Here is a 25,945-nt window from a genome sequence, read left to right as displayed (position 1 = left end):
TCGTGCCCCACCGCAGCCCCCTGCGGGGCCTCCTCACCAGCAGAAGCCAGGTACTCCCATGCGCATCCTTGTCGCCAACGTCAACACCACCCAGTCCATGACCGACTCCATCGCCGCGGCCGCACGCGCGGCCGCATCGGCGGGCACGGAGATCGTCGGCCTCACGCCACGCTTCGGTGCCGACTCGTGCGAGGGCAACTTCGAGTCCTACCTGGCCGCCCTCGCGGTCATGGACGCGGTCTCCCGCTACGAGGGCGAGTTCGACGCCGTGATCCAGGCCGGCTACGGCGAGCACGGGCGGGAGGGCCTCCAGGAGCTCCTCGACGTGCCCGTCGTGGACATCACCGAGGCCGCCGCCTCGACCGCGATGTTCCTCGGCCACAGGTACTCCGTGGTGACGACGCTGGACCGGGCGGTCCCGCTGATCGAGGACCGGCTCAGGCTCGCCGGGCTCGACGCCCGCTGCGCTTCGGTGCGGGCGTCCGGGCTCGGCGTGCTCGAGCTCGAGGAGGACCCCGAGCGGGCTGTGAAGGAGATCGTCGCCCAGGCCGAGGCAGCGGTGGGCGACGACAGGGCGGAGGTGATCGTGCTCGGCTGCGGCGGCATGAGCGGCCTCGACGCCCGGATCCGCGAGCGCTGCGGCGTCCCCGTGGTCGACGGCGTCGCTGCCGCCGTCGCCGTCGCGGAGGGCCTCGTCCGGCTCGGGCTGAGCACGTCCAAGGTGCGCACCTACGCGCCGCCGCGCCCCAAGAAGGTCACCGGCTGGCCCCTCAGCTCCGCCTGAGGCGTGCCTTGACCTGTCCCGGCGCCTCTGCCTACGGTGCCCGTACCGCCGAGAAGTGACGCGGGCCACCCGCACGGCACCGTGTGCCCGGCCCGCGCCAAGCAGATCGACTGCATCAGCACGCGGGGTCGGGACCGGCCCCGCCGAACCAAGGCAGGGGGCCAGCATCCATGGCAGGCAACAGAGCGGTCGCGTACAAGGGGCCGGGCAAGGTCGAGGTCATCGACACCGACTACCCGACGTTCGAGCTCAAGGACGGGCCCGGGGTGAACCCGGCGAACGTGGGGCGGAAGGTCCCCCACGGCGCCATCCTGAAGACGGTCACCACGAACATCTGCGGCTCCGACCAGCACATGGTGCGCGGCCGCACGACCGCGCCGAAGGACCTCGTCCTCGGACACGAGATCACCGGCGAGGTCGTCGAGGTCGGTCCCGACGTGGAGTTCGTCAAGGTCGGGGACATCGTCTCCGTCCCGTTCAACATCGCGTGCGGCAGGTGCCGGAACTGCAAGGAGCGCAAGACCGGCATCTGCCTCAACGTCAACCCCGACCGGCCCGGAAGCGCTTACGGGTACGTGGACATGGGGGGCTGGGTCGGCGGCCAGGCCGAGTACGTCCTGGTGCCCTACGCCGACTGGAACCTCCTGGTCTTCCCGGACCGGGACCAGGCGCTGGAGAAGATCATGGACCTGACCATGCTCTCGGACATCTTCCCCACGGGGTTCCACGGCGCCGTCACCGCCGGGGTCGGGGTCGGCTCGACCGTGTACGTGGCCGGGGCCGGCCCGGTGGGCCTCGCGGCGGCGACGGGCGCGCTCCTGCTGGGCGCCGCCGTCGTCATCGTGGGGGACATGAACGCGGACCGGCTCAAGCAGGCGGCGAGCTTCGGCTGCGAGACAGTGGACCTGACCAAGGGGGGCCCGGCGGAGCAGATCGAGCAGATCCTCGGCGAGCCGCTCGTGGACTGCGGCATCGACGCGGTGGGGTTCGAGGCCAAGGGCCACGGCTCCGGGGCGAAGGAGGCCCCGGCCACCGTGCTGAACTCGCTCATGGACATCACCGCCGCCGGCGGCGCCCTCGGCATCCCGGGCCTCTACGTCACGGGCGACCCCGGCGGCATCGACGAGGCCGCCCAGAAGGGCTCGCTGTCCCTCTCGCTCGGCACCGGGTGGGCGAAGTCGCTGTCCTTCACCACCGGCCAGTGCCCCGTCATGAAGTACAACCGGGGGCTCATGATGGCGATCCTCCACGACCGCGTCCAGATCGGGAAGAACGTCAACGCCACGGCGATCGGCCTCGACGACGCGCCTCGCGGCTACGCCGAGTTCGACGCCGGCGCCGCCACCAAGTACGTCCTCAACCCGAACGGCTACGTCAAGAACTAGCAGGCACCGGCAAGAACGCCCGCGCGCACCCCTGACGGTCGTGGACCCTCACGTTGCTCCACTTGCTGGACGTAAAATGGGTCCAGACCTCAGGGGTGCGTCATGTGCGATCTGCCCAAGCGCCGCTTCAGGGCGGCCATCCGTCCAGCGCGGGTCCTCGTCGCGGCCGTCGGGATCGCTGCGATCGCGGCCGGGTGGCTCGTGCCGACGCTCCTCTCCGCCGTCCCGATCGGCGCAGGGGCCCTGGTCCTCCTCGCCGCCGTCGTGCCTGCCGTGCGGGACATCGAGCTCGGCCTTCCGGGAGACCTGAAGCTCACCGCAGCGCTGTCCGGGCGGCAGCAGGACATCGAGAGCGTCTTCGAGCAGCAGCGCGGAGACCTCCAGCTCTGCGCCCAGCTGCTGTGCGGAGACCCGGAGCAGGCCAAGGCCCTCCTCGAGGCGGCCTGGTCGCGGACGGCGGAGGTCTGGCGCGGCCCGGTCACCCCACAGCTGCGGCTCTACACGCTGTGCGTGCTCGTCCAGCTCCTCGAGAAGAGGGACCGCTGGGCGCAGCCCGAGACCCCCGCCGAGGCGAAGACCCTCCTGGCGAAGCTGCCGATCGGCGAGCGCGTCGCCGTCGTGCTCCATGACTTCGCCGCGCTCACCATCGCCGAGATCGCAGGCCTGACCGAGAGCACCACCTCGACCGTCACCGACCGCCTCGCGCGCGCCAACCAGCAGGCCCAGCTCTCGCTCGGCAGCGGCCCCTCCGGGAGCGGGGCATCGTGAACAGCGAGCTCCGGCAGCGGCTCTACGCCGAGGCGACCGAGCTCGCGGCGAGGCATCCCGCGGACCTGGAGAGCGCCGTCGCCCGCGGGCACGAGCGGCTCCGGAACCGTGCCACGCTCCTGAGCGTCCTCACGGCGGTCGCCGTGCTCGCGGCCGCGGCGGCGCTCGTCATCGTGCGGCTGGTCGGGCCGGCCGGGGGCGACGCCAGCCGCTCCGCGACGGTGATCGGGATCGTCGTCTCGGCGCCTGGGCAGCAGCTCCCGCCGGGCCTGAAGATCCAGGCCTCGGCGAAGGCCACCCTGAGCGACGGCCGTACCCGGCAGCTAGAGGACGGGGTGGTGTGGTCGAGCGCGAATCCTTCCGTGGTCGCGGTCGACGGCGCAGGGCTGCTCACGGCGGTCGCCGAGGGTTCAACCGCCGTCAGCGCCACGTTCGGCGGCTTCACCTCCTCGCTGACGTTCTCGGTGGTCCCCGGGTCCACCTTCACCCCCACCCCCTCGGTCACGGTCCGCGCGCTGCAGATCGACCCGGAAAGCACGAGCGTCCGGGCTGGGCTGACCACCGCGTTCTCCGCCCAGCTGCGCCTGAGCGACAACTCGGTCATTCCGGCCTCCCAGCTGACGTGGAAGACCAGCGACGAGAAGATCGCCACGGTGGACGCTGCGGGGACCGTCACCGGGGTCGCACCGGGCAGCGCGCTGCTGACGGCCACCGCCAAGGACCCGCTCGGGGCCTCGTACGAGGCGCTCGCCCTCGTCGTCGTGACCCCGCCGGAGGTGGTGCGGGTGCAGGTCGCGCCCGCGACCGTGCCCCCGCTGTTCGTGGGCGACAGGCCCGTGAAGCTGACCGCGACCGTCACCTACACGACCGGGAAGTCCGAGGTCGTGGACGCGGTGGCCTGGTCCTCGGAGAACGGCGAGGCGGTCCGGATGGACGACCACGGCAACGCCTACCCCGAGAAGGCCGGGACCTCCCGGGTCACGGCCATGTACCAGGGGACCACGAGCCAGCCGGTGACCATCACGGTCAAGCAGATCGACTAGGACGCGCCGCCTGACTCCCCGGGCGCCCCCGCGTACGCTAAAGCCATGGCTGCACCCGAGCGGACACGCGTGGCGGTGGTGGGCGGCGGCCCCGCGGGCATGGTCCTGGGGCTCCTGCTCGCGAGGGGCGGGATCGAGACGGTGGTGCTCGAGAAGCACCCGGACTTCCTCCGCGACTTCCGCGGCGACACAGTCCACGCGTCGACCCTCGCGCTCCTGGACGAGCTCGGGCTGGGCTCCGCGTTCGCCGAGCTCCCCCACCGGCTCATGGACCGGGCGGAGATCCAGCTCGACGCCGGAACGGTGCGCCTCGCGGACCTGGGCCGTTCCCTGCCCGGGCTGCACCGGCACGTGGCCCTCGTCCCGCAGTGGGACTTCCTCGAGATGCTCGCCGAGGCCGCGGAGCGCGAGCCGCACTTCACGCTGCTGCGCTCAGCGGAGGCGGTAGGCCTGGCGCACGACGGCGGGCGGGTCGCCGGGGTGCGGTGGCGCGACTACCGCCCCACGGCGGTTGAGCGCAGCGCAGCGGAGTCGAGACCCCTCCCCGAGCACCTCCTCGCCGCCGACCTCGTCGTCGCGTGCGACGGCCGCTGGTCGGACGTGCGCGCGGCCGCGGGGCTCTCGGCCGAGACCTTCGGGGCACCGATCGACGTGTGGTGGTTCAGGCTGCCGCGCCACGAGGGCGATCCCGACGGCGGCGTCGGCCGGCTCTCCGGGCGCGAGTTCATGGTCATGATCGACCGCGGCCACGAGTGGCAGTGCGGCTACCTCATCGCCAAGGGCCAGGACGCGCAGCTGCGCGCCGAGGGCCTCGAGGCATTCCGGGCCCGACTCGCGCGGCTGCAGCCCTGGCTCGCCGACCGGCTCACACGGTGGCCGGGCTCGTTCGACGACGTCAAGCTCCTCGACGTCCGCGTCGAGCGCCTGCGCGAGTGGCACCGGGACGGCCTGCTCCTCATCGGCGACGCCGCGCACCCCATGTCCCCGGTCGGCGGGGTGGGCATCAACCTCGCGATCCAGGACGCCGTCGCCGCGTCCCGGATCGTCGGCCAGTGGATGCGGCATGCACCCGGCCCCGTCCCGGAGAAGGTCCTCGCCGAAGTCCAGGCGAGGCGGCTGCCGCCCACCCGGCTCATCCAGGCCTTCCAGCGGCTCGCGCACCGCGGCGTGGTGAGCCGGGCGCTCAAGGGCACGCTCGCGACGTCGGCCACCCGGGTCCCGCTCCCGCTGCGGCTCCTGGCCCGCTTCCCGCTCCTCCAGCGCGTCCCCGCCCGCCTCATCGCGATCGGACCCCGGCCCGAGCACGCGCCGAGCTGGGCGCGCCGGCTCGAGCGGCTCGAGCCGCGCTGAGGACCTCCCGGCGGGTCAGCGCGGGGGCAGTCGGACGGTCAGCTCCTGCGCGGCCTCGTTCAGGGCGGGAAGGTAGTCGAGGAGCCTCTCGCGGCTGACGCGGTAGGCCGGGGCCGCGACGGAGAGCGCGGCCACCGTGACGCCGTCCGGATTCCGCACAGGGACCCCGATGGCGCGGATGCCGGCCTCGTGCTCTTCGTCGGCGACGGCGTAGCCCTGACGGGAGACCTCGTCGATCTCGTCCCGGAACCGCTGCCTGTCCACGATGGTGTGCGGCGTGAAGGCCGTGAGCTCCAGATGCTCCACGAGCTCGGTCCGGGCAGGCTCGGCCGCGAAGGCCACGAGCACCTTCCCCATCGAGGTGCAGTGGAGAGGGCCGCGCCGTCCGGGTTCGCCACTGACGCTCACCGAGTGGCTGCCCTGGACATGGTGCACGTAGAGCTGGTGGTGCCCGTCGATCACCGACATGAGCGCGCTCTCGGCGGTCCGGTCGGCGAGCCTGCGGAGCACCGGCAGGGCGGACCCCGCGAATCCGTGCCGGTGGGCCACACGGCTCGCCAGGGAGAAGGTCTGCAGCCCGAGGCTGTAGCGCCGGCTGGCCTCGTCGACTGAGGCGTAGCCGTCCCGCACGAGGGCAGTGGCCAGCCGGTGGGCGGTGCTCGGCGGGAAGCCTGCCTTCCTGGCCACCTCGGAGAGGGATGCCCCGTCCGGATAGTCGCCGAGCAGGGTCAGGAGCAGCAGGGCCTTTCCGACCATGTCGGGAGGAGTCGGCGTCATGCCCTCAGTATGCCAGAGCCATTCCACGATGTGGGAGACCATGCCGGTAGAAGGAAAAAGTCGCCCGCTCCCCCTTGTGCCCCACCCCGACGGAGGCGCACACTTGATTCCGGTTGGCGACAAGCCATTCCATAATATGGAACATCACATCGAGGTGATCTCATGACACACCACTCCACAACCGGCCACGGGCTCGCCCGTGCGGTCGCAGCGTCTCCGGGACGGGCCCGCTGGGCGCGGCTCCTCCCGATAGCGTTCGTCACGTACTCGCTCGCGTACCTGGACCGCTCGAACTACTCCATCGGCGTCGCCGGCGGCCTGAAGACCGACCTGAATTTGGACGCGGGCGTCTCGGCGCTCCTGGGCGCCCTGTTCTTCCTCGGCTACTTCCTGTTCCAGGTCCCTGCCGGCGTCTACGCCGAGCGGCGCAGCGCGCGGACCCTGATCTTCTGGAGCCTCATCGCCTGGGGCGTCCTCGCGTCCCTGCAGGGCGTGGTCTCCAACGTCCCCTGGCTCATGGTGGTGCGGTTCCTCCTCGGCGTCGTCGAGGCCGCCGTCCTGCCCGCCATGGTGATCTTCCTGAGCCACTGGTTCACGAAGGCCGAACGGGGCCGGGCCAACACCTACCTCATCCTCGGCAACCCGGTCACCGTCCTCTGGCTGACCGCGGTGTCCGGCTACCTCGTCGAGGCGACGTCGTGGCGGTGGATGTTCATCATCGAGGGTGTTCCGGCCATCGTGTGGGCCTTCGTCTTCCGGGCGCTCGTCGCCGACCACCCGCACCAGGCGCGCTGGCTCAGCAAGGACGAGCGCAGCTACGTCGAGGACGCACTGGACGCCGAGCAGCGCTCGATGACCCCGGCCGCCTCGCTGTGGAGCGCGCTGCGGTCCCGCAACGTCGTCATCCTGTCCGTGCAGTACTTCCTGTGGAGCCTCGGCGTCTACGGCTTCGTCTTCTGGCTCCCCTCGATCGTGAAGGCCGCGAGCGGCGAGGGCATCGGGATGACCGGGCTCATCTCCGCCATCCCCTACGTCTTCGCGGTGATCCTCATGGTCGTCAACAGCCGACTCTCCGACCTCTCGGGCCACCGCAACCGGTACGTCTGGCCGTGGCTCGCACTCAGCGCGGTGGCGTTCTACGGCTCCTACCTCATCGGGCCCTCGAACTTCTGGGCGGCCTTCGTCCTGCTGGTGGTCGCGGGTGCCGCGATGTACGCCCCGTACGGGCCCTTCTTCGCCGCGATCCCCGAGCTCATGCCCCGCGACGTCGCCGGTCCGGCCATCGCGCTCGTCAACTCCCTCGGCGCCCTCGGCGGATTCGCCGGGTCCTACCTCGTGGGCTGGCTCGACGGCGCCACCGGATCGAGCAGCGCCTCGTTCCTGCTCATGGCGGTCAGCCTCGCGGGGTCCGCGGTGCTCATCCCGCTCGTCCGCCCGCGCGCCGCGAAGCCGTCCCGGTCCGCGCTCCGCACGGCGGAGTCCTGAGACGATGCGCGTCTGCAGGATCGCCCACGCCGGCGGCACGAGCTACGCGAGCTGGGAGGGTGAGGAGTTCGCCGAACTGGCCGACCCCTTCGCGCCCCGGCCTCGCCACACCGGGGCGAGGATCTCCCCCGCCGCAGCGCGACTGCTCGCGCCGGTGGAGCCCCGCACGGTGGTCGGCATGGCGCACAACACCGGCGCGGCCGACAGTGCGCTCCCCCCGGCCGCGTTCCTGAAGGCCGCGCGCTCCGTGGTCGGCCCCGGGGCCGCCGTGCGCCTGCCGGACGACGCCGGCCGGACCGTCGCCGAGGGCGAGCTCGCCCTGGTGATCGGCCGGGAGACCACGGACGTGCGCCCCGCGGACCTGCTCTCGTGCGTCCTCGGCCTCACCGTGGCCAACGACGTCACCGACCGGAGCGCCCAGCACGACGATCCGCTGTGGACCGCGGCCAAGAGCAGGCACACGTTCACCCCGGTCGGGCCGTGGATCGAGACCGGCCTGGACAGGGCCGACCTCCAGATCACCGTGACGGTCAACGGCGTCGAGGCCAGCCGCGCCTCCACCGCCGGCCTCGCCCGCGACCTCGGCGAAATCCTGGCCTACGTGGCCCGGCTCATGCCGCTGGGTCCGGGCGACCTGGTCCTGACCGGGGCCCCCGGCCCCGAGGCACCCCTGCGCGCTGGGGACGCCGTCGGCGTTCGCATCGACGGGCTCGGGGAGCTCGGCAACCCGGTGGAAGCCTGGCACGCACGGCAGGGGGCCGCGGCATGAACGCCCTGGACGCCGTCACGTTCGGCGAGGCCATGGCCATGTTCATGGCCTGCGAGCCCGGGCCCCTCCACGAGGTGACTGCGTTCGCGCGGGGACTGGCCGGAGCGGAGACCAACGTCGCCGTCGGCCTGGCCCGGCTCGGGCACCGGTCCGGATGGATCGGGAGGGTGGGGGCAGACCCCTTCGGCAGCTACGCCCTCGCCACGCTCCGCGCTGAAGGCGTGGACACGGGAGCGGCCACGGTCGACGACGCCGCCCCCACCGGCTTCCAGCTCAAGGGACTGGCCCTCGGCGGCGACCCAGAGGTGTTCTACTTCAGGAAGGGCTCCGCCGGCAGCCGGCTCAGCGCGAGCGAGGCGACGGACGCGTGCATCGCCTCGGCGCGGCACCTCCATCTCACCGGCATCCCGCTCGCGCTCTCCGCCAGCACCCGCGCCTTCGCGGTGCGCGCCCTCGAGATCGCGCGGGCCAACGGGGCGACGGTCTCCTTCGACCCGAACATCCGTCCCACCCTGTGGAGCAGCGAGGCCGAGCTCGTCGAGGCGACGAACGCCATCGCTGCCGCGGCCGACTGGGTGCTGCCGGGCCGGACCGAAGGGCTGCTGCTCACCGGCCGGGACAGCGCGGACGGCATCGCCGACTTCTACCTCGCCCTCGGCGCCTCGCGCGTCGCAGTCAAGGACGGCGCCGCCGGGGCGTCCCTGCACACGGCCCACGGCCGGCTCGACCACGCAGGCTTCCGGGTCGGTGTCGTCGACACGGTCGGGGCAGGCGACGGATTCGCCGCCGGCCTCATCAGCGCCTACCTCGACGGGCTCGACGACGCGGCCGCCCTCGAGCGCGCGAGCGCCGTGGGGGCCCTGGCCACTACCCACCGCGGCGACCGCGACGGCCTGCCCACGCGCGGAGGGCTCGACGCCTTCATCGCCGGCGCCGCGTTGGCCCCGACCACCTAGGAGGACCCGCTTGGAGCTCCAGATAGCACTCGACCGCCTCCCCCGGGCACGGGCGCTCGCCCTCGCCCACGAGCTGGCCTCCTCGGCGGACATCGTCGAGGTGGGCACCTCGCTCATCAAGGCGCACGGCATGGACGTGGTCCGTGAGATCGTCGCCGCGGTCGGACCCACGCCCGTCCTCGCGGACCTGAAGACTGCCGACGACGCCGCCACCGAGTTCGGCATGGCGTTCGACGCGGGGGCGCGGGCGGCCACGGTGCTCGCCGTCGCCCACGACGCGACCCTCGAGAAGGCCCTCGGCACCGCCGAAGACTACGGTGCCGAGACGGTCGTCGACCTCATGGCGACTACCGAGGCGCGGCGCGCGCAGCTTGCCGCGTGCCTGCCCGACGACGCCGTCCTGGCCGCCCACGTGGCCAAGGACGTCCAGTCCGCGCACGACGGGCCGGCCAGCCTGCTCGGCGCCTGGGCCACCGGCCGGAAGCTCGCGCTCGCCGGCGGGCTCGGGGCCGACGACCTGCCCGCCCTCGCAGGCATCCCGCGCCTGCGCGTGATCGTCGGCAGCGCCGTCACCGGTGCTGCCGACCCCCTCGCCGCGGCGCAGGAGCTGCGCCGTCGCCTCACCAGCCTCGAAAGGACCCGCAGTGGCCGATGATTCCTTGACCACGATCGCCCGCGAACTGGAGCCTGTCCTTGCCGGCGTCGACCGCGACGAGCTCGAAGGGACGGTGCGCGCCCTCGAGGAGGCCCCGCGCGTCTTCGTCACCGGCGAGGGCCGCTCCGGCCTCATGGGAAGGGCGTTCGCGATGCGCCTCATGCACCTGGGCCTGACTGCCTACGTGGTCGGCGAGACGACGACCCCGGCCCTCCGCGACGGCGACCTCCTCGTCGCGGTCTCCGGCTCCGGCACCACGGCCCACACCGTCCAGGTCGCGAAGGCGGCCGTCGCGGCGGGGGCACGGGTCCACGCGGTCACCTCCGACGCGGAGTCCGCGCTCGCGCGGCTGGCGGCGACGCGGCTGGTCCTGCCCGCCGCCACGAAGCACCGCCGGCCCGGCGAGGCCCCCAGCCGCCAGCCGCTCTCAAGCCTGTTCGACCAGGCCACCCATCTCTCGCTGGACGCGGCATGCCTGATCCTCGCCGAACGGAGGCAGGTCGACAACGACGCGGCCCGGGCGGCCCACGCCAACACGGAGTAGCACGACCGACGAGCAGCACCGCCGACGAGCAGCGCGGCTAGGCCTCGGCGACCGTCGTGCTGGCGGCCCAGGAGCCGTCCGTGCCGGAAAGGCTGTCCACGAGGCCAAGCCCGCGCTGCGCCCACACGATCTCGCCGCGGGCCCGCTCGACGAGGCCCTCGTAGGCGAACCGCTTGAAGGCGATCGTGCGCTCCTGGTCCTCGGCGGGCGTGACCGCGAGGCGGCGCACGAGCATGGGGTTCTCGACAGCCGCGATCCGCCGCAGCTCGCCCTCCCACTGGGCGAGCTCCGCCTCCCACTGCTCGATGTGCGCGCGGAAGAACGCCCGCGCCGCGGCCGGGGTCGCGTTCTCGAGGTAGGCGGCCTTGAGGTGCGCAGGGTCGCGGACGCGCGCGTACTCGAGCGGCGTCCGGATCCACGCGGCGAAGGCCCGCTCGCCCGCGTCCGTGACGTGGTACACGCGGCGCGTCCCGCGCTGGCCCCTCGCCTGCTCCTCGCCCTCGATGAAGCCCTCGGCCTCCATCTTGCGCAGCTCCGGGTAGATCTGCGAGTCGGGCGCATGCCACACGTGGCCGACCGACAGCGAGAACTGCTTCTGCAGGTCATACCCCGAGAGCGGACCGACGCGGAGCAGCGCGAGCAGAGCGAACTTCAAGCTCATGGCGGTCTCCTTCGGCGTGGGGGTGGGCCTGCGGCACGGGGAAGCCCGCTCCCCCGTGCCGGGGCCACAACCTTACGCGGGCTGGTAGTTCGTCCGCCAGCCACCGTGGTATGTTGCGCGCGCCACCGTCGAGTACGGCACCGGGCTGACGACCGCGCGCACTTCGATCTGCTCGTGGGGCTCGACGGCGGCCTTCGAGCTTCCGCCGTTCGGCTCGCCCCAGACCACCTTGAGCTCTGTCCCCTCGGGCACATTCGCGTCCACGGTGCCGAGCGAGAGGCCGCGGCGCTCGTTCGCGCTGTAGCCGGTGAACATCGAGAAGCCGACGACGGTGCCGTCGGCGTCGACCACCGAGTCGTAGTTCGCCGAGCCGTAGTTCGCCAGCGGGAGGTCGAAGAACTTGTAGTGCGGGCCGTCGACGTCGAACAGCGAGGAGAAGATCTTGCCCAGGTCCTCGGCGTTCCATGCCAGGGTGACCTTGCGGCGCTGGGTCGCGGGATCCACCTTCTCGAGGGCGTCGCGGCCGATGAAGTCGTGGTCGAACTTGACGAACGAGCCGTAGCCGAGCTCCCACGGGGTGAGGTAGTAGTCCTCGATGTTCTCCGACACGAAGGAGCCGGCCAGGGTTGCGGTGGCCTCGTAGCCGTCGGCCGGGAGCCACTCGCGGTAGGCGCGCTCCGCCTCGCCCGTGTAGATCGCGGGCAGCGGCGACGGGATCCACCCGGACTCGAGCGTGTTCGAGGGGTAGGCCCGGGACCCGACCGGCACGAGGCCGAACTCCGCGCCTGCCTCCACGATGGCGTTCATGATCCGGTCGTGGTCCTCGTACGGACCCCAGATCTCCAGGCCCGGCGCGCCGGCCATGCCGTGCCGGAGCGTGCGGACGGTGGTGCCGTCGATCGTCATGGTGGACATGTTGAAGAACTTCAGCTTCTCGAGCGGGCCGCCGTTGAGCTTCTCGATGACCTGCCACGCGTTGGGGCCCTGGATCTGGAAGCGGTAGTACCGGCGCGAGACCGCGTGCCCGTAGGGGCGCGACGGCGAGCGGCGGTCCACCTCGATGTCCAGGTTGCTGTAGCCGCCGGTCTCGCCGTGGAACAGCAGCCAGTTCGCCGCAGGAGAGCGTCCCACGTAGACGTACTCGTCCTCGGCCTCGCGGAAGAGGATGCCGTCCCCGATCACATGGCCGGAAGCGGTGGTCGGGACGTACTGCTTGGCCTTGTCCACGGGGAAGTTGGCGGTCGAGTTGATGGCCGTGGCCGTGATGAGCTTGATGGCGTCCGAGCCGCGCATGAACAGGTTGTCCATGTGGTGCGACTGGTCGTAGAGCACGGCGGTCTCCCGCCAGGCCCTCTGCTCCTTGATCCAGTTCTGGAAGTCGGCCGGGACCACGGGGTAGATGTAGGAGCCGATCTGGGAGTTGCGCAGGAGCTCGACGGTGTTGCCCGATGCGTAGAGGACTTCCTGCAGATTCTTGGGTGCCACGGTGAACCTCTCGTTCTGTCTCGGTAGGGCTGGTTCGGTGCTGTTCTGACGGTGGGCTAGAAGACGATGGTCTGGTTGCCGTGCCGGATCACCCGGTCGGTGGCATGCCACTCGACGGCTCGGGAGAGCACGGCGCGCTCGACGTAGGCGCCGCGCGCCTGGAGGTCGGCGGCGGAATGGGCGTGGGTCGCGCGGGCCACGTCCTGCTCGATGATGGGCCCCTCGTCGAGGTCCTTGGTCACGTAGTGCGCGGTGGCCCCGATGAGCTTGACCCCGCGTTCCTTGGCCTTGCGGTACGGCGCGGCCCCGATGAACGCCGGCAGGAACGAGTGGTGGATGTTGATCAGGGGCACGCCGATGCCGTCAAGGAAGTCCGGCGAGAGGATCTGCATGTAGCGGGCGAGGACCACGAAGTCGACGTTCCCGGCGAGCAGCTTGACGATCTCGGCCTCAGCGGCCGACTTGTCCGGGCCCGCGGACGGGACGTGGAAGAACGGGACGCCGAAGGATCGGACGTCCTCGGCCGTGTTGGTGTGGTTGGAGATGACCATCGGGATCGTCACGGGCAGCTCCCCCCGGCGGTGCCTCCAGAGGAGCTCGAGGAGGCAGTGGTCCGACGTGGAGACCATGATCGCCATCCGCTTCGGCACGGACCGGTCGGTGAGCGACCACTCCATGCCCATCGGCCCGAGGGTCTGCGCGAGGTCCGCCTCGATGTCCGGCATCGCGACGGCGAGATCCCTCCGGCCGAACACGACCCGCTGGAAGAAGTCCCCTCCCGTGGGGTCGGTCGAGTACTGGTCGAGGCTGACGATGTTGCCCTCGTGCCGCGTCACGAGCGCCGCGACGGCGGCGACGATCCCCGGCCGGTCCGGGCCGTGGACGATCAGGCAGGCCTGGTCCCGCTGGGGCCCGGTGTGCACGACCATGCCTGCTCCCCTCAGCTGCGCTCTGCCGTGAAGGACCGGACCCAGTCGGCGGTCGCCCCGAGGCCGCCGAACGTGTAGAAGTGCAGGCCCACCCCGCTCAGCCGTTCGGCCTCGCTCTCCTGCGCCGGCCCTCCCTGCCGGGGCGCGGCGAGCGCGGCGGCGAGGTCGTCGACGAAGCGGTCGGGGCCGGCGTCGCCCATCAGGTTGGTGAGGGAGAAGCCGTACTTCTTCACGATCATCGCGTTGGCGCCCACTCCGAAGCGGCGGGCAAAGCCAAGGAGCCGCTTGATGCCGGCAGGGCCGGGGGTGCCGACGCGGACCGGCGCGTCGATGCCGCGGGAGCGGACCGCGTCGATCCATGCGACCACAGGGTCGATGTCGAACGCGAACTGCGTGATGACGACGGCTCCGAGTCCTTGCTGCTTGAGGGCCGCGGCCTTGTCCTCGAGCGCGCTGGCGAGGACCGGCTTCGGGATGTCCGGATGGCCCTCGGGGTACCCTCCGATGCCCACTTCCTTCACCCCGTACCGGGGCAGGATGCCGCTCTCGATGACGGACAGCGAGTCCTCGTAGGGGCCCTCCGGGGTGGCGGGGTCGCCGCCCACGGCGAAGATGTGCTCGGAGGCGCCGACCTCCTGCAGCCGCCCGAGGAACTCCTCGAGCTGGGCCTGGGACGCGAGGCGGCGGGCGGAGACGTGCGGGACGGGGACGAAGCCGCTGTCCCGCACTGCCTTCGCGGCGGCCACGCGCATCTCGAGGTCCTCGTTGCCGAGGAACGTGACGTTGATCCTCGTGCCCTCGGGGATGCGGTCCTTCGCCTCGAGGAGGGCGGGCACGTCCTTGCCCGTCATCTCGAGCGAGAAGCCGTTGACGAGCTGGAGCGAGGCTGAACGGTTCCTCGCGGGGGCGGTTCTGCTCACGGTGCCGGACTCCTTTCGGCGGCGCGGCGGTGCGCCTTCTTCGACTTTACCTATGCACATAGGGACTGTCTATAGGTATCTGTCAGGGGCCGGCCAGCACGTGCCGCTCGCGGCCGACGGCGAGCCCCACCGCGAGCTGCGCGCCCAGCACGAGGACCACGAACAGCAGGGGCACGAGCCACCCGCCCGTGGCCGTGAGCAGCCCGCCGAACGCAACGGGGCCCACCGCGGCGATCGCGTAGCCGCCGGACTGGGCCATGCCCGAGAGCCGCGCCGCGACGGCCGGGGTCCCGGCGCGCAGGCTGAACAGGCTGAACGAGGTGGCCAGCGACGCGCCCGAGGATAGCCCGAACAGCAGCACCCACGCGAGGAACAGGCCGGGCGCGGCGAGGAGGCCCGCCATGGCCGCGAGCCCGCCCACCGGGATCAGTGCCGGCGCCCACCGGGCGAGCCGGCCCCGCAGGAGGAACGGGGTCACGAGCGAGCCGCCCAGCGAGCTGACCTGCAGCAGCATGACGTCCGCGCCCGCCACGACCTCGGGCCTGCCGTTGCTCAGCGAGAGCGGCGCGAGCCAGGTGACGAGCATGTAGAACGTCATCGCCTGCACGCCCATGTACGCGAGGACCTGCCACGCGACCCCGTCGCCCCAGACCCCCAGACGCGAGGGGACGCGGCCCGCGGCGGGCGGCCGGGCGGCGTCGTGCGCCACGGCAGGACCGCCGGCGGACGACGGCGCGCGGCGATGCAGCCCGTGGGCGGCGGCCCAGGCGGCGATCGCCACGGGGACGAGGGCGCCCGAGGCGAGGAGCGCCCAGCGCCAGCCGAGCGGCCCCTGGCCGGCGTCAAGGTGCGAGACCGGCACCACCACGCCCGAGGCGAGCGCGCCGAAGCCGCTCAGCGTCGCGGTGAACACGGCGGTGGCGGCAGGGACGCGGTCGGCGAAGTCGCTCTTGATCACCGCGGGCAGGAGCACGTTCGCGATGGCGAGGGCCGAGCCGACGAGGACCGTCCCGGCCCACACGTTCGCGTCGGCGCCCGGCACCGAGCGCCAGAGCGTGCCGAGGGCGAGCGCGACGAGGGAGACGAGCACCACCGGGCCGGTGCCGAACCGCGTGCTGAGGGCGTGGGCGAGCGGCGAGACCACCGCGAACGCGATGAGCGGGATGGCCGCGAGCAGCCCCAGCGCTGCTTCGGTCGTCCCCAGGTCCGCCGCGATCTGGTTCAGGAGCGGCCCGACTCCGGTGATCGGCGAGCGGAGGTTCGCCGCGACGAGCAGGACCGCGGCCAGGAGCGCGAGGCGCGGGCGCCGCACCCGGGTGGGTGCCTGCTCCCGCGCTTCGCGACCCATGGACGCTCAGCCGGCCGCGAGGGCGTCCGGATCGAGGTGCGCGATCGAACGGGTGTCCTGGAAGGCCCGAACGCCCTCGATCCCCTGCTCCCGGCCGAAGCCGGACTGCTTCATCCCGCCGAAGGGGGCGCGCAGGTCCAGCCTCGTGGCGCCGTGGTCGTTGACCCAGACGTAGCCGCACGCCAGCTGTCCGCCCACGCGGTTCGCGGCGTCGGGGTCCGCAGTCCAGACGGACCCGCAGAGCCCGGCCCACGTGTCGTTCGCGGCGCGGATGGCCTCGTCCTCGGTATCGAACGGGATCACGGGGATCACCGGGCCGAACTGCTCCTGCGTCACGACCCGCAGCGACGGGTCGGGGTCCACGACGATCGCCGGGCGCAGGAAGTTGCCGCCGGCCAGCTCCGGGTCGGTCGGCAGCGTGCCGAACTCCCGCACGTCCGCACCGGAGGACTTGGCCTCCTCGATGATCTCCGCGACGAAGGCCTTCTGCGCGGACGAGTTGAGGGGCCCCATCGTGGTGCCCTCGTCGAGCCCGTACCCGATCACGGCCTTCTCGAGCCGCGCCGAGAGGCCAGCGACGACCTCGTCGAGCCGGGAGCGGTGCACGTAGACGCGCTTGGCGTTCATGCAGATCTGCCCGGTCGTATCGAAGATCGCCGCGTAGAGCCGGTCGAGGTGGGTGTCGTCGACGATCGCGTCCTCGAGCATGACGGCGGCGTCGTTCCCGCCGAGCTCGAGGGTGACCCGGGTGAGCGACTTCGCGGCCATCTCCATGATCCGCTTGCCGCCCCCGACGCTGCCGGTGAAGCAGACCTTCGCCACGTCCGGGCTCGTGATGAGCGCGGACATGTCCGCGTCCTTGCCCGTGACGACGTTCAGGACTCCCGGGGGCAGCTTCTCCGCAACCCGCTGGACCACGCGGGTGGTGGCGAGAGGGGTCGAGGGCGGCGGCTTCACGATGGCGGTGTTGCCGGCGATCAGGGCGTGCGGCAGGGACGCGCCGAGGATCGCGATGGGCCAGTTGAACGGCACGATCACGGTGACGACGCCGAGCGGCTGGTACTTCACCGTGGTCGTGACGGGGATGCCGGGAGCCGGGTCCAGGACCTTGCCGGTGTCGACCTCGTCCGCCAGGGCGACGGCGAGGTTCCAGCGGATCTCGAACACGAGCGAGTCGACCCACGCCTCCATGCGGATCTTGCCGTTCTCCTGGGACAGGATCGCCGCGTCCTCGTCGCGGGCCTCGGCGATGCCCTCGATCGCCGCCCGCATGTGCTCGGCCCGCTCCTGCGCGCTCAGGGCGGACCACGCAGGGAAGGCTTCCTTCGCGGCGGCGATCGCGTCGTCGACGTCGGCGGGGCTCGCTGCGGCGGCGTGGCCGACGACGGTGCCCGGCTTCCCCGGGTCGGGGACCTCGAGCGTCGCGGCGGCCTGGCGCTCCCGGCCGCCGATGTACAGGCCGGTGCTGACGGGCGCCTTCGGCGCGGCGGTGCTGAGTGTCTCGGTCATGGTGTGCCTCCTGACGGTGTCACTTCTGCACGATCGGGGTCCCGTGCGTGTGGAACGTCTCGATCGTCTTCATCCCCCAGGCCTGCCGTTCATGCGCGGTACACCGTCCGGGCGAACTCGTGGTACGGGGCGGGGGCCACGGTGGCGCGGATGCGCACCTGACGGTGGTCGGCGTCGACCGCTGCCTTGCGCGAGATCGGGTCCTCGCCCCACACCACCTCGACCTCGGCACCGTCCGGCACCTGGGTGTCGACCGTGGCGAGGGACATGTACAGCTGGTCGTAGGCGACGTACCCGGCGTCGGTCGAGATCCCCACCCGCTGGCCGTCCTTGAGGACCTCGTCCATCTGGAACAGCCCGTAGCGGGCCTTGGGGAAGTCGAGGTACTTGGCGGGCGTCCCCGGTTCCATCTGCGAGCGCACGACGGCGGCGACGTCCTCCGCGTTCCAGATCAGCGTGGCCTTGCGGCGGCGCTGGTCCTCGGCGTGCCGTTCGAGGGCCGCACGGCCGTGGAAGTCGTGGTCGAAGCGCACCGACCTGCCGAGGCCGATGTCGTATGGGGTCATGTAGTAGTCGTGGACGTCGGCCGAGTACAGAGACCCCCCGATGGACCCCGCACGGGCTGCGGGCAGCCAGTCGCGGTACTCGGCGAGGTCGTCGTCGAAGATCGCGGGGAACGGCGTGGGCACCCAGCCGGACTCGAGCGGGGAGGCCGAGTACGCCTTCGCCCCGACCCTGCGGATGTCGAACTCGGCCCCGGCGTCCATGAGCGCCTCGAGCACGGCCTCGTTGTCCTCCCACGGACCGTAGAACTCGAAGCCGGGCTGTCCGGCCATGCCGTGGCGCAGCGCCTTGACGGCCCGGCCGGCGATCTCGACGTCGCCGATGTGGAAGAACTTGATCTCCGGGATCGGCCCGGCGAAGACCTTCTCCATCACCTCGTTCGCGCGCGGCCCCTGGAGCTCGTAGCGGTAGAAGGTGGGCGGGCCCTGCCGCATGTGCGAGTTCGCCTCGAGGCGGTAGCGGACGTCCTTGCCGGCGGCCTCGGCCTTCTCGACGTTGAAGCGCACCCAGTCGATGAGGAGGTGGTGGCCGATGAGCACGATGCCCTCGGGGCCTTCGGCGTTGTAGAACAGGATGCCGTCGCCGATGAGGTAGCCGTCCTGGTTGACCGAGATGAGCTGCTTGGCGACACCCTGCCGGAAGGTGCCGAACGTGTTCGGCGAGATCGAGGAGAGCAGCGGGATGAGATCCGCCCCGGAGAGGAACAGCTGCGTCATGTGGTGCGACTGGTCCATGAGCGCCACCGTCGTGTTCCACGCGCGCATCTCGTCGCGCCAGTTCGTGAACTCGGGCGCCACGGGGAAGGTGAAGGCAGGCCAGTTCTGGTTGCGCAGGAGCTCGACAGGGCTGCCGGCTCGGACGATTGCCTGGGCGAGGGATTCGGAGGTCATCGTCGACCTTTCCTTTCGGCGCAGGGCAGGCGCCCTGAGGCGGGGGTTGGTGCCAGACAACCACCGCTCTGGTCTCAGGTCAAGCAGTCCAATACATTATTGTCCACAATCGCGTCAACCGAAGGAGATCGGCACGATGGCACCCCAGAACCTCCAGGACGTTCTCGATGCGGCGGGCGGCACGCCGCAGGGCACGGTCGAGCTCCTGCGCAACTCCCCGCTCGGCACGTACATCTACCCGGTGGTCCCCGCCGAGTTCACCAACTGGCGGCGCGAGCAGAAGGCCTGGCGGGAGACCGCGGTCCTCTACGACCAGTCGCACCACATGGTGAACTTCTTCCTCAAGGGGCCGGACGCGCTCAGGCTCCTCTCGGACACGGGGATCAACAGCTTCGCGAACTTCCCCGTGGACACGGCGAAGCAGTTCGTGCCGGTCGCATCCAACGGCGGTGTGATCGGGGACGGGATCCTGTTCCACGAGGCGGAGCAGGACTTCGTGTTCGTCGGCCGGGCGCCCGTGGCGAACTGGCTCCAGTTCCACGCCGAGACCGGCGGCTACGACGTCGAGGTCGCCTACGACGACCGCTCCCCCTCGAGGCCCTACGGCGCCGCCGTCACGCGCTCGTACTACCGCTTCCAGATCCAGGGCCCCAACGCGTGGCAGATCATCGAGAAGCTCGCCGGCGGCCCGGTCGAGAAGGTGAAGTTCTTCCACATGGGCCACATGACGATCGCCGGCGAGCAGGTCCGCACGCTCCGCCACGGCATGGCCGGGGCGCCGGGCCTCGAGATCTGGGGTCCCTACGCCCAGCACGGCGCGATCCGCGACGCGGTCCTCGAAGCCGGCGCGGAGTTCGGCATCGAGCCGTGCGGCTCGCGGGCCTACTCCTCGAACACCCTCGAGTCGGGCTGGATCCCCTCGCCCCTGCCCGCGATCTACACGGGCGAGGCCGAGCGGTCCTACCGGCAGTGGCTGCCCGCGAACAGCTACGAGGCCATCAACGCCCTCGCCGGCTCCTTCGTGTCCGGGGACATCGAGGACTACTACCTGAACCCGTGGGAGCTCGGCTACGGGTCCTTCGTGAAGTTCGACCACGACTTCATCGGCCGCGACGCCCTCGAGAAGCTCGACCCGGCCGCGCAGCGCCGCAAGGTCACCCTCGCGTGGAACGACGACGACCTCGCGGAGATCTGGGCCTCGTTCCTGGACCGCGACCGGCCGGGCTACCAGTTCTTCGACGTGCCCAACGCCAACTACGGCTCGTCCAACTACGACTCGGTGGTCGACGCCGACGGCGCCGTCGTGGGCCTCTCGCTCTTCACCGGGGTCACCGCCAACGAGCGGCGGGGGCTCTCGCTCGCGACCGTGCACCCCAACGTCCCGCTCGGCGCCGAGGTCCGCGTGGTGTGGGGCGAGCCCGACGGCGGGTCCCGGAAGACGACCGTGGAGCCGCACGAGCAGATCAGCGTGCGCGCCGTCGTGAGCCCTGCACCCTATTCGGTGACGGCCCGCACCGAGTACCACGGAGGCTGGAGGACCGCCGGCGCCAGGAGCCGCTGAGGCCGGGGGTCAGGCGGTCAGCTCCCGGAGCGCATCGATGACGCTGAGCAGGTGGCGGCGCACCGCCTGCTCGGCGGCATCGGGATCCCGGGCCAGGATGGCGTCGATGATGGCGGCGTGCTCCAGCACGGAGACCTTGGCGCGCGCCGGACGCGACGAGAGCTTGAACTGGTGGCGGATGCTCTGCGCGTGCAGGCGCCCGAGCACTTCCGCGGCGGTGCGGTGATGGGCCAGCTCCCGGACGCGCCGGTCGAGCAGCTGGTGCAGCCGCGCGTACTCCACGAGGTCGCCCTCCGCGACTGATGCGACCATGTCCGCACGGAGCCGCGCGAAGGCCTCCGCATCCGCCTCGGACAGGCTCGACGCCGTCTTGGCCGCACACAGGCCCTCGACGCCGATCCGCACCTCGATGATCTCGATGGCCTCCTCCAGCGTCACCGCCCGGACCCGGGCCCCACGGTTCGGCAGCCTCTCGATCAGGCCCTCGGCCGCGAGCTCGAGCAGTGCCGTGCGCACCGTGGCCCGGCTCGCCGAGAATGCCTCGCTCAGGTCCACCTCTATGAGCCGCTGGTTCGGCGCGTACTCGCCTCGCATGATCGCGTCGCGGATCAGATCTGCGACGCCTCGCTCCCCCGCCGGGACAACCGCCCCAGCGGGCGCCTTCTCCGCGGCTGACGACATGTGCACTCACTCCCCGGGATCGGCGGACAGGGCAGCGGCCCCGACGCAGGCGACGGCATTGGCTGCAATCCTAAGACCCATCCAAAATCGTTGACAATCTCGTCTCCGGATCCGTAGCGTCAGTGACAGCAGTCACATCGGCCGCGCTCTTCGAGGGCGACGACGCGGAAGGGGGTGCGGGATGGCGGCACGCCTGAGCCTGAACGACGTCAGCCTGCACTTCGGCGGCGTCAGAGTCCTCCAGGACGTGAGCTTCGAGGTCGAGCCGGGCAGCATCTTCGGCCTGGTCGGGCCGAACGGCGCCGGCAAGACCTCGCTGTTCAACTGCATCAGCGGGCACTACAAGCCGAGCTCCGGCTCGATCACGATCGACGGCACCGAGGTGGTGGGCAGCGCCCCGTCGCGGCTCGCACGGCTCGGGCTCTCGCGCACCTTCCAGCACCCGGCGCTGCAGCTGCGGGCGACCGTCCTGGAGAATGTGCTCCTCGGCGGGCACCTGCGGCTCCCGGGCGGCCCGGTCTCGTGGGCCCTCTCGCTGCCGCACACCACCCGCGCCGAGCGCGCGATGCGCGCGGAGGCCCTCGAGCTGCTCGAGCGCGCTGGCCTCGGCTGGGCCGCCCACCTGCCCGCGGACGAGCTCTCCCATGGGCTCCACAAGGGCATCGAGCTCTGGCGCGCGCTCCTGTCGAAACCGTCCCTGCTGCTGCTCGACGAGCCCGCCGCAGGGCTCTCCCACGGCGAGGTTGAGCAGCTCATCGAGACCGTCAGGCAGGTCCGCGCCGAACAGGACATCACCATCGTCATCGTCGAGCACCACATGGGGCTGATCTCCGCCCTCACCGACCGCGTGGTCGTGCTGGACCACGGCAGCAAGCTCATGGAGGGCACTGCCGCGCAGGCCCAGTCGGACCCACGCGTGATCGAGGCCTACATCGGGAAGGACGCCGCGGATGACGCTGCTTGAACTCGACAGCGTCACCGCATCCTACGGCCCAGTCCAGGTGCTCGACGGCGTCTCGCTCACCGTCCCCGAGGGCGGCTCCGTGGGCATCCTCGGAGCGAATGGCGCAGGGAAGACGACGACGCTGCGCGCCATCAGCGGCACCGTCCGCACCGGCGGCCGCATCAGGTTCGCGGGCCGGGACATCCGCGGACGCCGCCCCGACCAGGTCGCGGCGCTCGGGATCGCCCACGTCCCCGAGGGCCGCGGGACACTGGCGCAGCTCTCCGTGCGGGAGAACCTCCTCGTCGGGGCCTACATGCGCAAAGACCGCAAAAAGATCTCGGCGGACATCGAGTACTGCCTCGACCTCTTCCCGCAGCTGAGGGAACGGATCGGCTCCCGTGCGGCGGCGCTGTCTGGCGGCGAGCAGCAGATGCTCGCGGTGGGGCGGGCGTTCATGGCCAAGCCCAAGCTGCTGCTGCTCGATGAGGCCTCCCTCGGCCTCGCGCCGGGGACGGCGAGGTCCGTGTACGAGGCCATCCGCCGTCTCAGGGTCGAGTCAGGCATCGCGATGCTCGTCGTCGAGCAGAACGCCAACCTCGCCTTCACCCTCGTCGATACCGCAACGGTGCTCGAGACCGGCCGCAGCGTGCTGACCGGGACCTCGGCCGAGCTCAAGGGCATGGACGAGATCCGCCGCGCCTACCTGGGGGGCTGACCCGCGTGGAAACCTTCATCCAGCTCACCGTGGACGGCCTCTCGACGGGTTCTGTCTATGCCGCCCTCGCCCTCGCCATCGTGCTCGTCAACCAGGCCACCGGCCTGATCAACTTCGCGCAGGGCGGCATGGCCGTCCTGTCCGCGTACCTCGCCTACGCCTTCCTCGAGGCGGGCCTGCCGCTCATCCTGGCCCTCCTCGTCGCGGTCCTGGCCTCGTTCGGCATCGGCGCGCTGGTCGAGCGCTTCCTCATCCGACGCTTCGAGCGCGGAGACCCGGACACCGCCGTCGTCGCGACCATCGGCCTGCTCACGCTCGTCACGGGGATCGTCGCCGTGGTCTGGGGCTACAACAACCGGCAGTTCCCCTCGCTCTTCCCGCTCACGAGCGTGGACATCCTCGGCGCCGTCGTGAGCCTCCGCTCGCTCGCGACGACCCTCACGATCCTCGCGATCATGGGAGTCCTCCAGCTGCTCTTCATGAAGACCAAGCTCGGGCTCGCCCTGCGCGCGGTGGCCGACAACCCGGCGTCGTCCGCTCTCTCCGGGCTCCCGGTCGGGCGGCTCCTCATGGTCGGCTGGGGCCTGGCAGCCGCCCTCGGCGCGATCGCCGGCGGGCTCGTCGGCCCGCAGCTGACCCTCACCCCGGGGATGCTCGACGGCGCGCTCGTCTACGCGCTCGCGGCCGTGATCCTCGGCGGCCTCGACAGCCCGGTCGGCGCCGTGGCCGCGGCATGGGCGATCGGCGTGCTGGAGAACCTCGTGGCCGTGTACATCCCGCTCATCGGGCACGACTTGAAGATCGCGGTGCCGTTCGTGCTCATCTTCGTGATCCTCGTGCTCCGGCCCCAGGGCCTGTTCGGGCGGAAGGTCGTGGTGCGAGTCTGATGGCAACCCTCAGTTCATCCCTCCGCAGCAGGGGGGCACGGATCGCGCTCATCGCCGTCGTCGCGATCGTGCTCCTCGCCGCCCCGCTCTTCATGCCGGCGATCGCGAACCTGACCCTCGTGCGAGTGGGGGTGTACGCCGTCGCCGTCCTGGGCCTGAACATCGTGATGGGGTACGCCGGCCAGGTGAACCTGGGCCAGATCTTCTTCGTGGGCCTCGGCGCTTACGTCACCGCCTACGGGGTCAAGCAGGGCTGGAACATCCTGATCGTCCTGATCGCCGCGTGCGTGATCGCCGGGATCGTCGGGCTCCTCGTCGCCCTGGCGGCGGCACGCCTCGGCGGGCTCGCCATCGCGATGGTGACGATCGCCCTGCCGATCGTCGGCGTCCCCCTGGCCAAGCGGCTCGACACCTTCACCGGCGGCTCGCAGGGGATCTCGGCGATCTTCTCCACTGCTCCCGACTGGTCAGGCCTGTTCAACGACCAGTGGCAGTACTACATCATCCTCGTGGTGGCCGCGGCCGGGTTCCTGCTGGCCCGCGCCCTCGTGCGCGGGAAGTACGGGCGGGCGTTCGCCGTCGTGAAGGACAACGAGGCGGTCGCGGCGTCGATGGGCATCTCCCCGTACTGGACCAAAGTCCTCGCCTTCACCATTGCCTCGGTCTACGGCGGCGCGAGCGGCTTCCTGTACCTCGCCGCCGTGCAGTACACCTCGCCGGAGACACTGAGCTTCGGGCACTCGATCAGCCTCCTCGCGGCGATGGTGATCGGCGGCGCGGGGAGCATCGTCGGCTCACTGATCGGCGGCGCGTACTACGTCTTCGTCCCGCAGTTCACCAACGCGATCGACCCGAACTTCACCACCGTCAGCCAGGGCGTGATCCTCCTCGCGGTGCTGTTCCTGCTGCCGGAGGGGCTCGTGAGCCTCCCCCGCGTGCTCCGGCGCCCCACCCGCCGGAAGCCCGCCCGGGCGGCCCCTGCCGGAACACCGCCCTCGAGCGCGGCTTCCCCGGACCCGGCACCGCAGAATCCAGCACCAGCCAGCACAGAGAGGCACGATCCGTCATGAAGGAACGAAGAAGGACACACGGAGTCCTCGGCGCCGTCGCAGTGGCGTCGGTCCTCGCGCTCTCCCTGGCAGGCTGCCGCGGAAGCGCGAACGAGGGCGGCGGGGGCGGGGGCTCGGCAGCCTCCCCCGGCATCACGGACACCACCATCACGCTCGGCATCACGACCCCGCTCAGCGGCGCCACCGCCGGCCCGGGCACCTGCACGGTCGCCGGCGCGAAGGCGTACTTCGGCGCGAAGAACGCCGAGGGCGGCATCAAGTTCGGCGACGGCAAGACCCGCAAGGTCGAGATCAAGACCTACGACGACGGCTATGACCCGCAGAAGTCGCTGGCGAACTTCCAGCAGATGGTCTCGGACAACGTCTTCGCCGAGGGCATCGGCCTCGGCACCCCGACGAACCGGGCCTTCCGCGAGGCCGCGATCAGCCAGAAGGTCCCCCAGATCCTCGTCATGACGGGTGACCCGCTGTTCAGCGACCAGAAGCAGAGCCCCTGGCAGCTCGGCCTCGTGCCGATCTACCAGAACGAGGGCGAGGCGTTCGGCAAGCTCGTCGCGGCGTCCGGCGGAGCGCACAAGGTCGCGATCCTGTCCCAGAACGACGACTACGGCAAGGGCTACGTCCAGGGCTTCAAGGACGCGATCAAGGGCAACTCGAGCATCACGGTCGTCGGGGAGCAGACCTACGAGGCCACGGACACGTCCGTCGACGCGCAGCTCACCCAGCTCGCCGCGACGGGCGCCGACGTGTTCTTCAACGCCATGTCGATCACCCCGCTCGTCATCGCCTCGCTGCAGAAGGCGCAGCAGATCGGCTGGAAGCCCAGCTGGTTCCTGCCGTCCAACACGTCCAGCCCCACGGCGATCCTGCAGCCCGGCGGCGCCACGGCGTACCCGGGCGTGTACACGGTCGCCTTCGCGAAGGCGCCGCAGAGCCCCGAGTTCGCGAAGGACGAGGACGTGGTCAAGTTCCTCTCCGACCTCAAGCAGTACGGCAACTACTCGGACACCCCCGCGTTCCCGCACTGCATGTGGAGCTACATCGCCGGGGCCACCCTCGAGAAGGCGTTCGGGAGCATGACCGACCCGACGCGTGACAGCTTCATGAAGGCCCTGAGGAACATCAAGGGCCTCGAGGCGCCGCTGATGCTCAAGGGGACCTCCGTCGACACGACGAAGGACGGCCAGCCGGCCATCTCGACCGTCCTCGTCCAGAAGTACAACGGCAAGGGCTACGCGACGTCTTCGACGTTCGGCTGACCTG

The 25,945-nt window shown here is 71.3% G+C and carries 25 protein-coding genes; 16 read left to right on the top strand and 9 right to left on the bottom strand.

Translation table 11 applies throughout. The annotated features are described in order from the left end of the window. The first annotated feature begins 58 nt into the window (after positions 1-58). From ABD298_RS09700 to ABD298_RS09680, 5 genes are all read left to right on the top strand, one after another. A complete protein-coding gene (locus ABD298_RS09700; RefSeq protein ID WP_344299486.1) occupies positions 59-784 on the top strand; it encodes an aspartate/glutamate racemase family protein in 726 nt (241 codons plus the stop codon). A 170-nt stretch (positions 785-954) separates the two neighbouring features. Beyond that, positions 955-2,169, top strand: coding sequence for a formaldehyde dehydrogenase, glutathione-independent (gene fdhA / locus ABD298_RS09695; RefSeq protein ID WP_344299485.1), 1,215 nt, complete (start codon positions 955-957; stop codon positions 2,167-2,169). 102 nt (positions 2,170-2,271) lie between these two features. Next, positions 2,272-2,937, top strand: a complete 666-nt coding sequence (locus ABD298_RS09690; RefSeq protein ID WP_344299484.1) for an RNA polymerase sigma factor — start codon at positions 2,272-2,274, stop codon at positions 2,935-2,937. Beyond that, the gene (locus ABD298_RS09685; RefSeq protein WP_344299483.1) at positions 2,934-3,980 is read left to right on the top strand and encodes an Ig-like domain-containing protein; all 1,047 of its coding nucleotides are present in this window, start codon (positions 2,934-2,936) and stop codon (positions 3,978-3,980) included. The genes ABD298_RS09690 and ABD298_RS09685 overlap by 4 nt, the downstream gene beginning before the upstream one ends. Before the next feature lie 45 nt (positions 3,981-4,025). Then, positions 4,026-5,330, top strand: a complete 1,305-nt coding sequence (locus ABD298_RS09680) for an FAD-dependent oxidoreductase (RefSeq protein WP_344299482.1) — start codon at positions 4,026-4,028, stop codon at positions 5,328-5,330. A gap of 15 nt (positions 5,331-5,345) precedes the next feature. Here ABD298_RS09680 and ABD298_RS09675 read toward each other — a convergent pair whose 3' ends face one another. Continuing rightward, positions 5,346-6,107 carry an IclR family transcriptional regulator gene (locus tag ABD298_RS09675; RefSeq protein WP_344299481.1) on the bottom strand — a complete coding sequence of 254 codons (762 nt, stop codon included), beginning with the start codon at positions 6,105-6,107 and terminating at the stop codon, positions 5,346-5,348. 162 nt (positions 6,108-6,269) lie between these two features. On the opposite strand from ABD298_RS09675, the gene ABD298_RS09670 reads away from it, so the two are divergent. Genes ABD298_RS09670 through hxlB form a run of 5 tightly spaced genes read left to right on the top strand, consistent with a single transcriptional unit; the run spans position 6,270 to position 10,516 of the window. Beyond that, positions 6,270-7,592 (top strand): MFS transporter, encoded by a 1,323-nt coding sequence (locus ABD298_RS09670; RefSeq protein WP_344299480.1) that lies wholly within the window; start codon positions 6,270-6,272, stop codon positions 7,590-7,592. Between the two features lie 4 nt (positions 7,593-7,596). Further along, on the top strand, positions 7,597-8,361 hold the full coding sequence (locus ABD298_RS09665) for a fumarylacetoacetate hydrolase family protein (RefSeq protein ID WP_344299479.1): 765 nt from the start codon (positions 7,597-7,599) through the stop codon (positions 8,359-8,361). Beyond that, positions 8,358-9,317 (top strand): sugar kinase, encoded by a 960-nt coding sequence (locus tag ABD298_RS09660; protein ID WP_344299478.1) that lies wholly within the window; start codon positions 8,358-8,360, stop codon positions 9,315-9,317. The genes ABD298_RS09665 and ABD298_RS09660 overlap by 4 nt, the downstream gene beginning before the upstream one ends. Before the next feature lie 10 nt (positions 9,318-9,327). Next, entirely contained in the window at positions 9,328-9,972 is a 645-nt protein-coding gene (locus ABD298_RS09655; protein ID WP_344299477.1) for an orotidine 5'-phosphate decarboxylase / HUMPS family protein, read from the top strand. After that, a complete protein-coding gene (hxlB, locus tag ABD298_RS09650) occupies positions 9,962-10,516 on the top strand; it encodes a 6-phospho-3-hexuloisomerase (RefSeq protein WP_344299476.1) in 555 nt (184 codons plus the stop codon). Before ABD298_RS09655 ends, hxlB begins: the two co-directional genes overlap by 11 nt. A 37-nt stretch (positions 10,517-10,553) precedes the next feature. On the opposite strand, the gene ABD298_RS09645 is transcribed toward hxlB, so the two are convergent. From ABD298_RS09645 to ABD298_RS09615, 7 genes are all read right to left on the bottom strand, one after another. Then, positions 10,554-11,177 carry a PadR family transcriptional regulator gene (locus ABD298_RS09645; RefSeq protein ID WP_344299475.1) on the bottom strand — a complete coding sequence of 208 codons (624 nt, stop codon included), beginning with the start codon at positions 11,175-11,177 and terminating at the stop codon, positions 10,554-10,556. Positions 11,178-11,249: 72 nt separating this feature from the next. Further along, the gene (ligM, locus tag ABD298_RS09640; protein ID WP_344299474.1) at positions 11,250-12,662 is read right to left on the bottom strand and encodes a vanillate/3-O-methylgallate O-demethylase; all 1,413 of its coding nucleotides are present in this window, start codon (positions 12,660-12,662) and stop codon (positions 11,250-11,252) included. Between the two features lie 56 nt (positions 12,663-12,718). Continuing rightward, on the bottom strand, positions 12,719-13,591 hold the full coding sequence (gene purU, locus ABD298_RS09635; RefSeq protein ID WP_344299473.1) for a formyltetrahydrofolate deformylase: 873 nt from the start codon (positions 13,589-13,591) through the stop codon (positions 12,719-12,721). Between the two features lie 11 nt (positions 13,592-13,602). Further along, positions 13,603-14,442: a methylenetetrahydrofolate reductase gene (locus tag ABD298_RS09630; RefSeq protein ID WP_344299777.1), complete on the bottom strand. Its 840-nt coding sequence runs from the start codon at positions 14,440-14,442 to the stop codon at positions 13,603-13,605. Between the two features lie 151 nt (positions 14,443-14,593). Then, on the bottom strand, positions 14,594-15,859 hold the full coding sequence (locus ABD298_RS09625) for an MFS transporter (protein ID WP_344299472.1): 1,266 nt from the start codon (positions 15,857-15,859) through the stop codon (positions 14,594-14,596). Positions 15,860-15,865: 6 nt separating this feature from the next. Next, on the bottom strand, positions 15,866-17,368 hold the full coding sequence (locus ABD298_RS09620) for an aldehyde dehydrogenase family protein (RefSeq protein WP_344299471.1): 1,503 nt from the start codon (positions 17,366-17,368) through the stop codon (positions 15,866-15,868). Between the two features lie 89 nt (positions 17,369-17,457). Next, positions 17,458-18,822, bottom strand: a complete 1,365-nt coding sequence (locus ABD298_RS09615; protein ID WP_344299470.1) for an aminomethyl transferase family protein — start codon at positions 18,820-18,822, stop codon at positions 17,458-17,460. A gap of 136 nt (positions 18,823-18,958) precedes the next feature. Between ABD298_RS09615 and ligM (ABD298_RS09610) the strand changes: the two genes are divergently transcribed. Next, on the top strand, positions 18,959-20,383 hold the full coding sequence (gene ligM / locus ABD298_RS09610; protein ID WP_344299469.1) for a vanillate/3-O-methylgallate O-demethylase: 1,425 nt from the start codon (positions 18,959-18,961) through the stop codon (positions 20,381-20,383). A 9-nt stretch (positions 20,384-20,392) separates the two neighbouring features. Here the strand turns inward: ligM (ABD298_RS09610) and ABD298_RS09605 are convergent, their stop codons facing one another. Next, entirely contained in the window at positions 20,393-21,064 is a 672-nt protein-coding gene (locus ABD298_RS09605) for a GntR family transcriptional regulator (protein WP_344299468.1), read from the bottom strand. A 181-nt stretch (positions 21,065-21,245) separates the two neighbouring features. On the opposite strand from ABD298_RS09605, the gene ABD298_RS09600 reads away from it, so the two are divergent. Genes ABD298_RS09600 through ABD298_RS09580 form a run of 5 tightly spaced genes read left to right on the top strand, consistent with a single transcriptional unit; the run spans position 21,246 to position 25,941 of the window. After that, on the top strand, positions 21,246-22,028 hold the full coding sequence (locus ABD298_RS09600) for an ABC transporter ATP-binding protein (RefSeq protein WP_344299467.1): 783 nt from the start codon (positions 21,246-21,248) through the stop codon (positions 22,026-22,028). Next, complete coding sequence (locus ABD298_RS09595; protein WP_344299465.1) at positions 22,015-22,725, top strand: ABC transporter ATP-binding protein; 711 nt, start codon at positions 22,015-22,017, stop codon at positions 22,723-22,725. Before ABD298_RS09600 ends, ABD298_RS09595 begins: the two co-directional genes overlap by 14 nt. Before the next feature lie 5 nt (positions 22,726-22,730). Beyond that, on the top strand, positions 22,731-23,612 hold the full coding sequence (locus ABD298_RS09590) for a branched-chain amino acid ABC transporter permease (protein ID WP_344299464.1): 882 nt from the start codon (positions 22,731-22,733) through the stop codon (positions 23,610-23,612). Then, the gene (locus tag ABD298_RS09585; RefSeq protein WP_344299463.1) at positions 23,612-24,682 is read left to right on the top strand and encodes a branched-chain amino acid ABC transporter permease; all 1,071 of its coding nucleotides are present in this window, start codon (positions 23,612-23,614) and stop codon (positions 24,680-24,682) included. The genes ABD298_RS09590 and ABD298_RS09585 overlap by 1 nt, the downstream gene beginning before the upstream one ends. Beyond that, complete coding sequence (locus ABD298_RS09580) at positions 24,679-25,941, top strand: ABC transporter substrate-binding protein (RefSeq protein ID WP_344299462.1); 1,263 nt, start codon at positions 24,679-24,681, stop codon at positions 25,939-25,941. The genes ABD298_RS09585 and ABD298_RS09580 overlap by 4 nt, the downstream gene beginning before the upstream one ends. Positions 25,942-25,945 lie beyond the last annotated feature (4 nt).

Origin of the sequence: Sinomonas flava, from assembly GCF_039531875.1 — a bacterium.
Taxonomy (GTDB): Bacteria; Actinomycetota; Actinomycetes; order Actinomycetales; family Micrococcaceae; genus Sinomonas; species Sinomonas flava.
The sequence above is the reverse complement of the archived record's forward strand: the minus strand, read 5'-3'. Positions and strand labels throughout refer to the sequence as shown.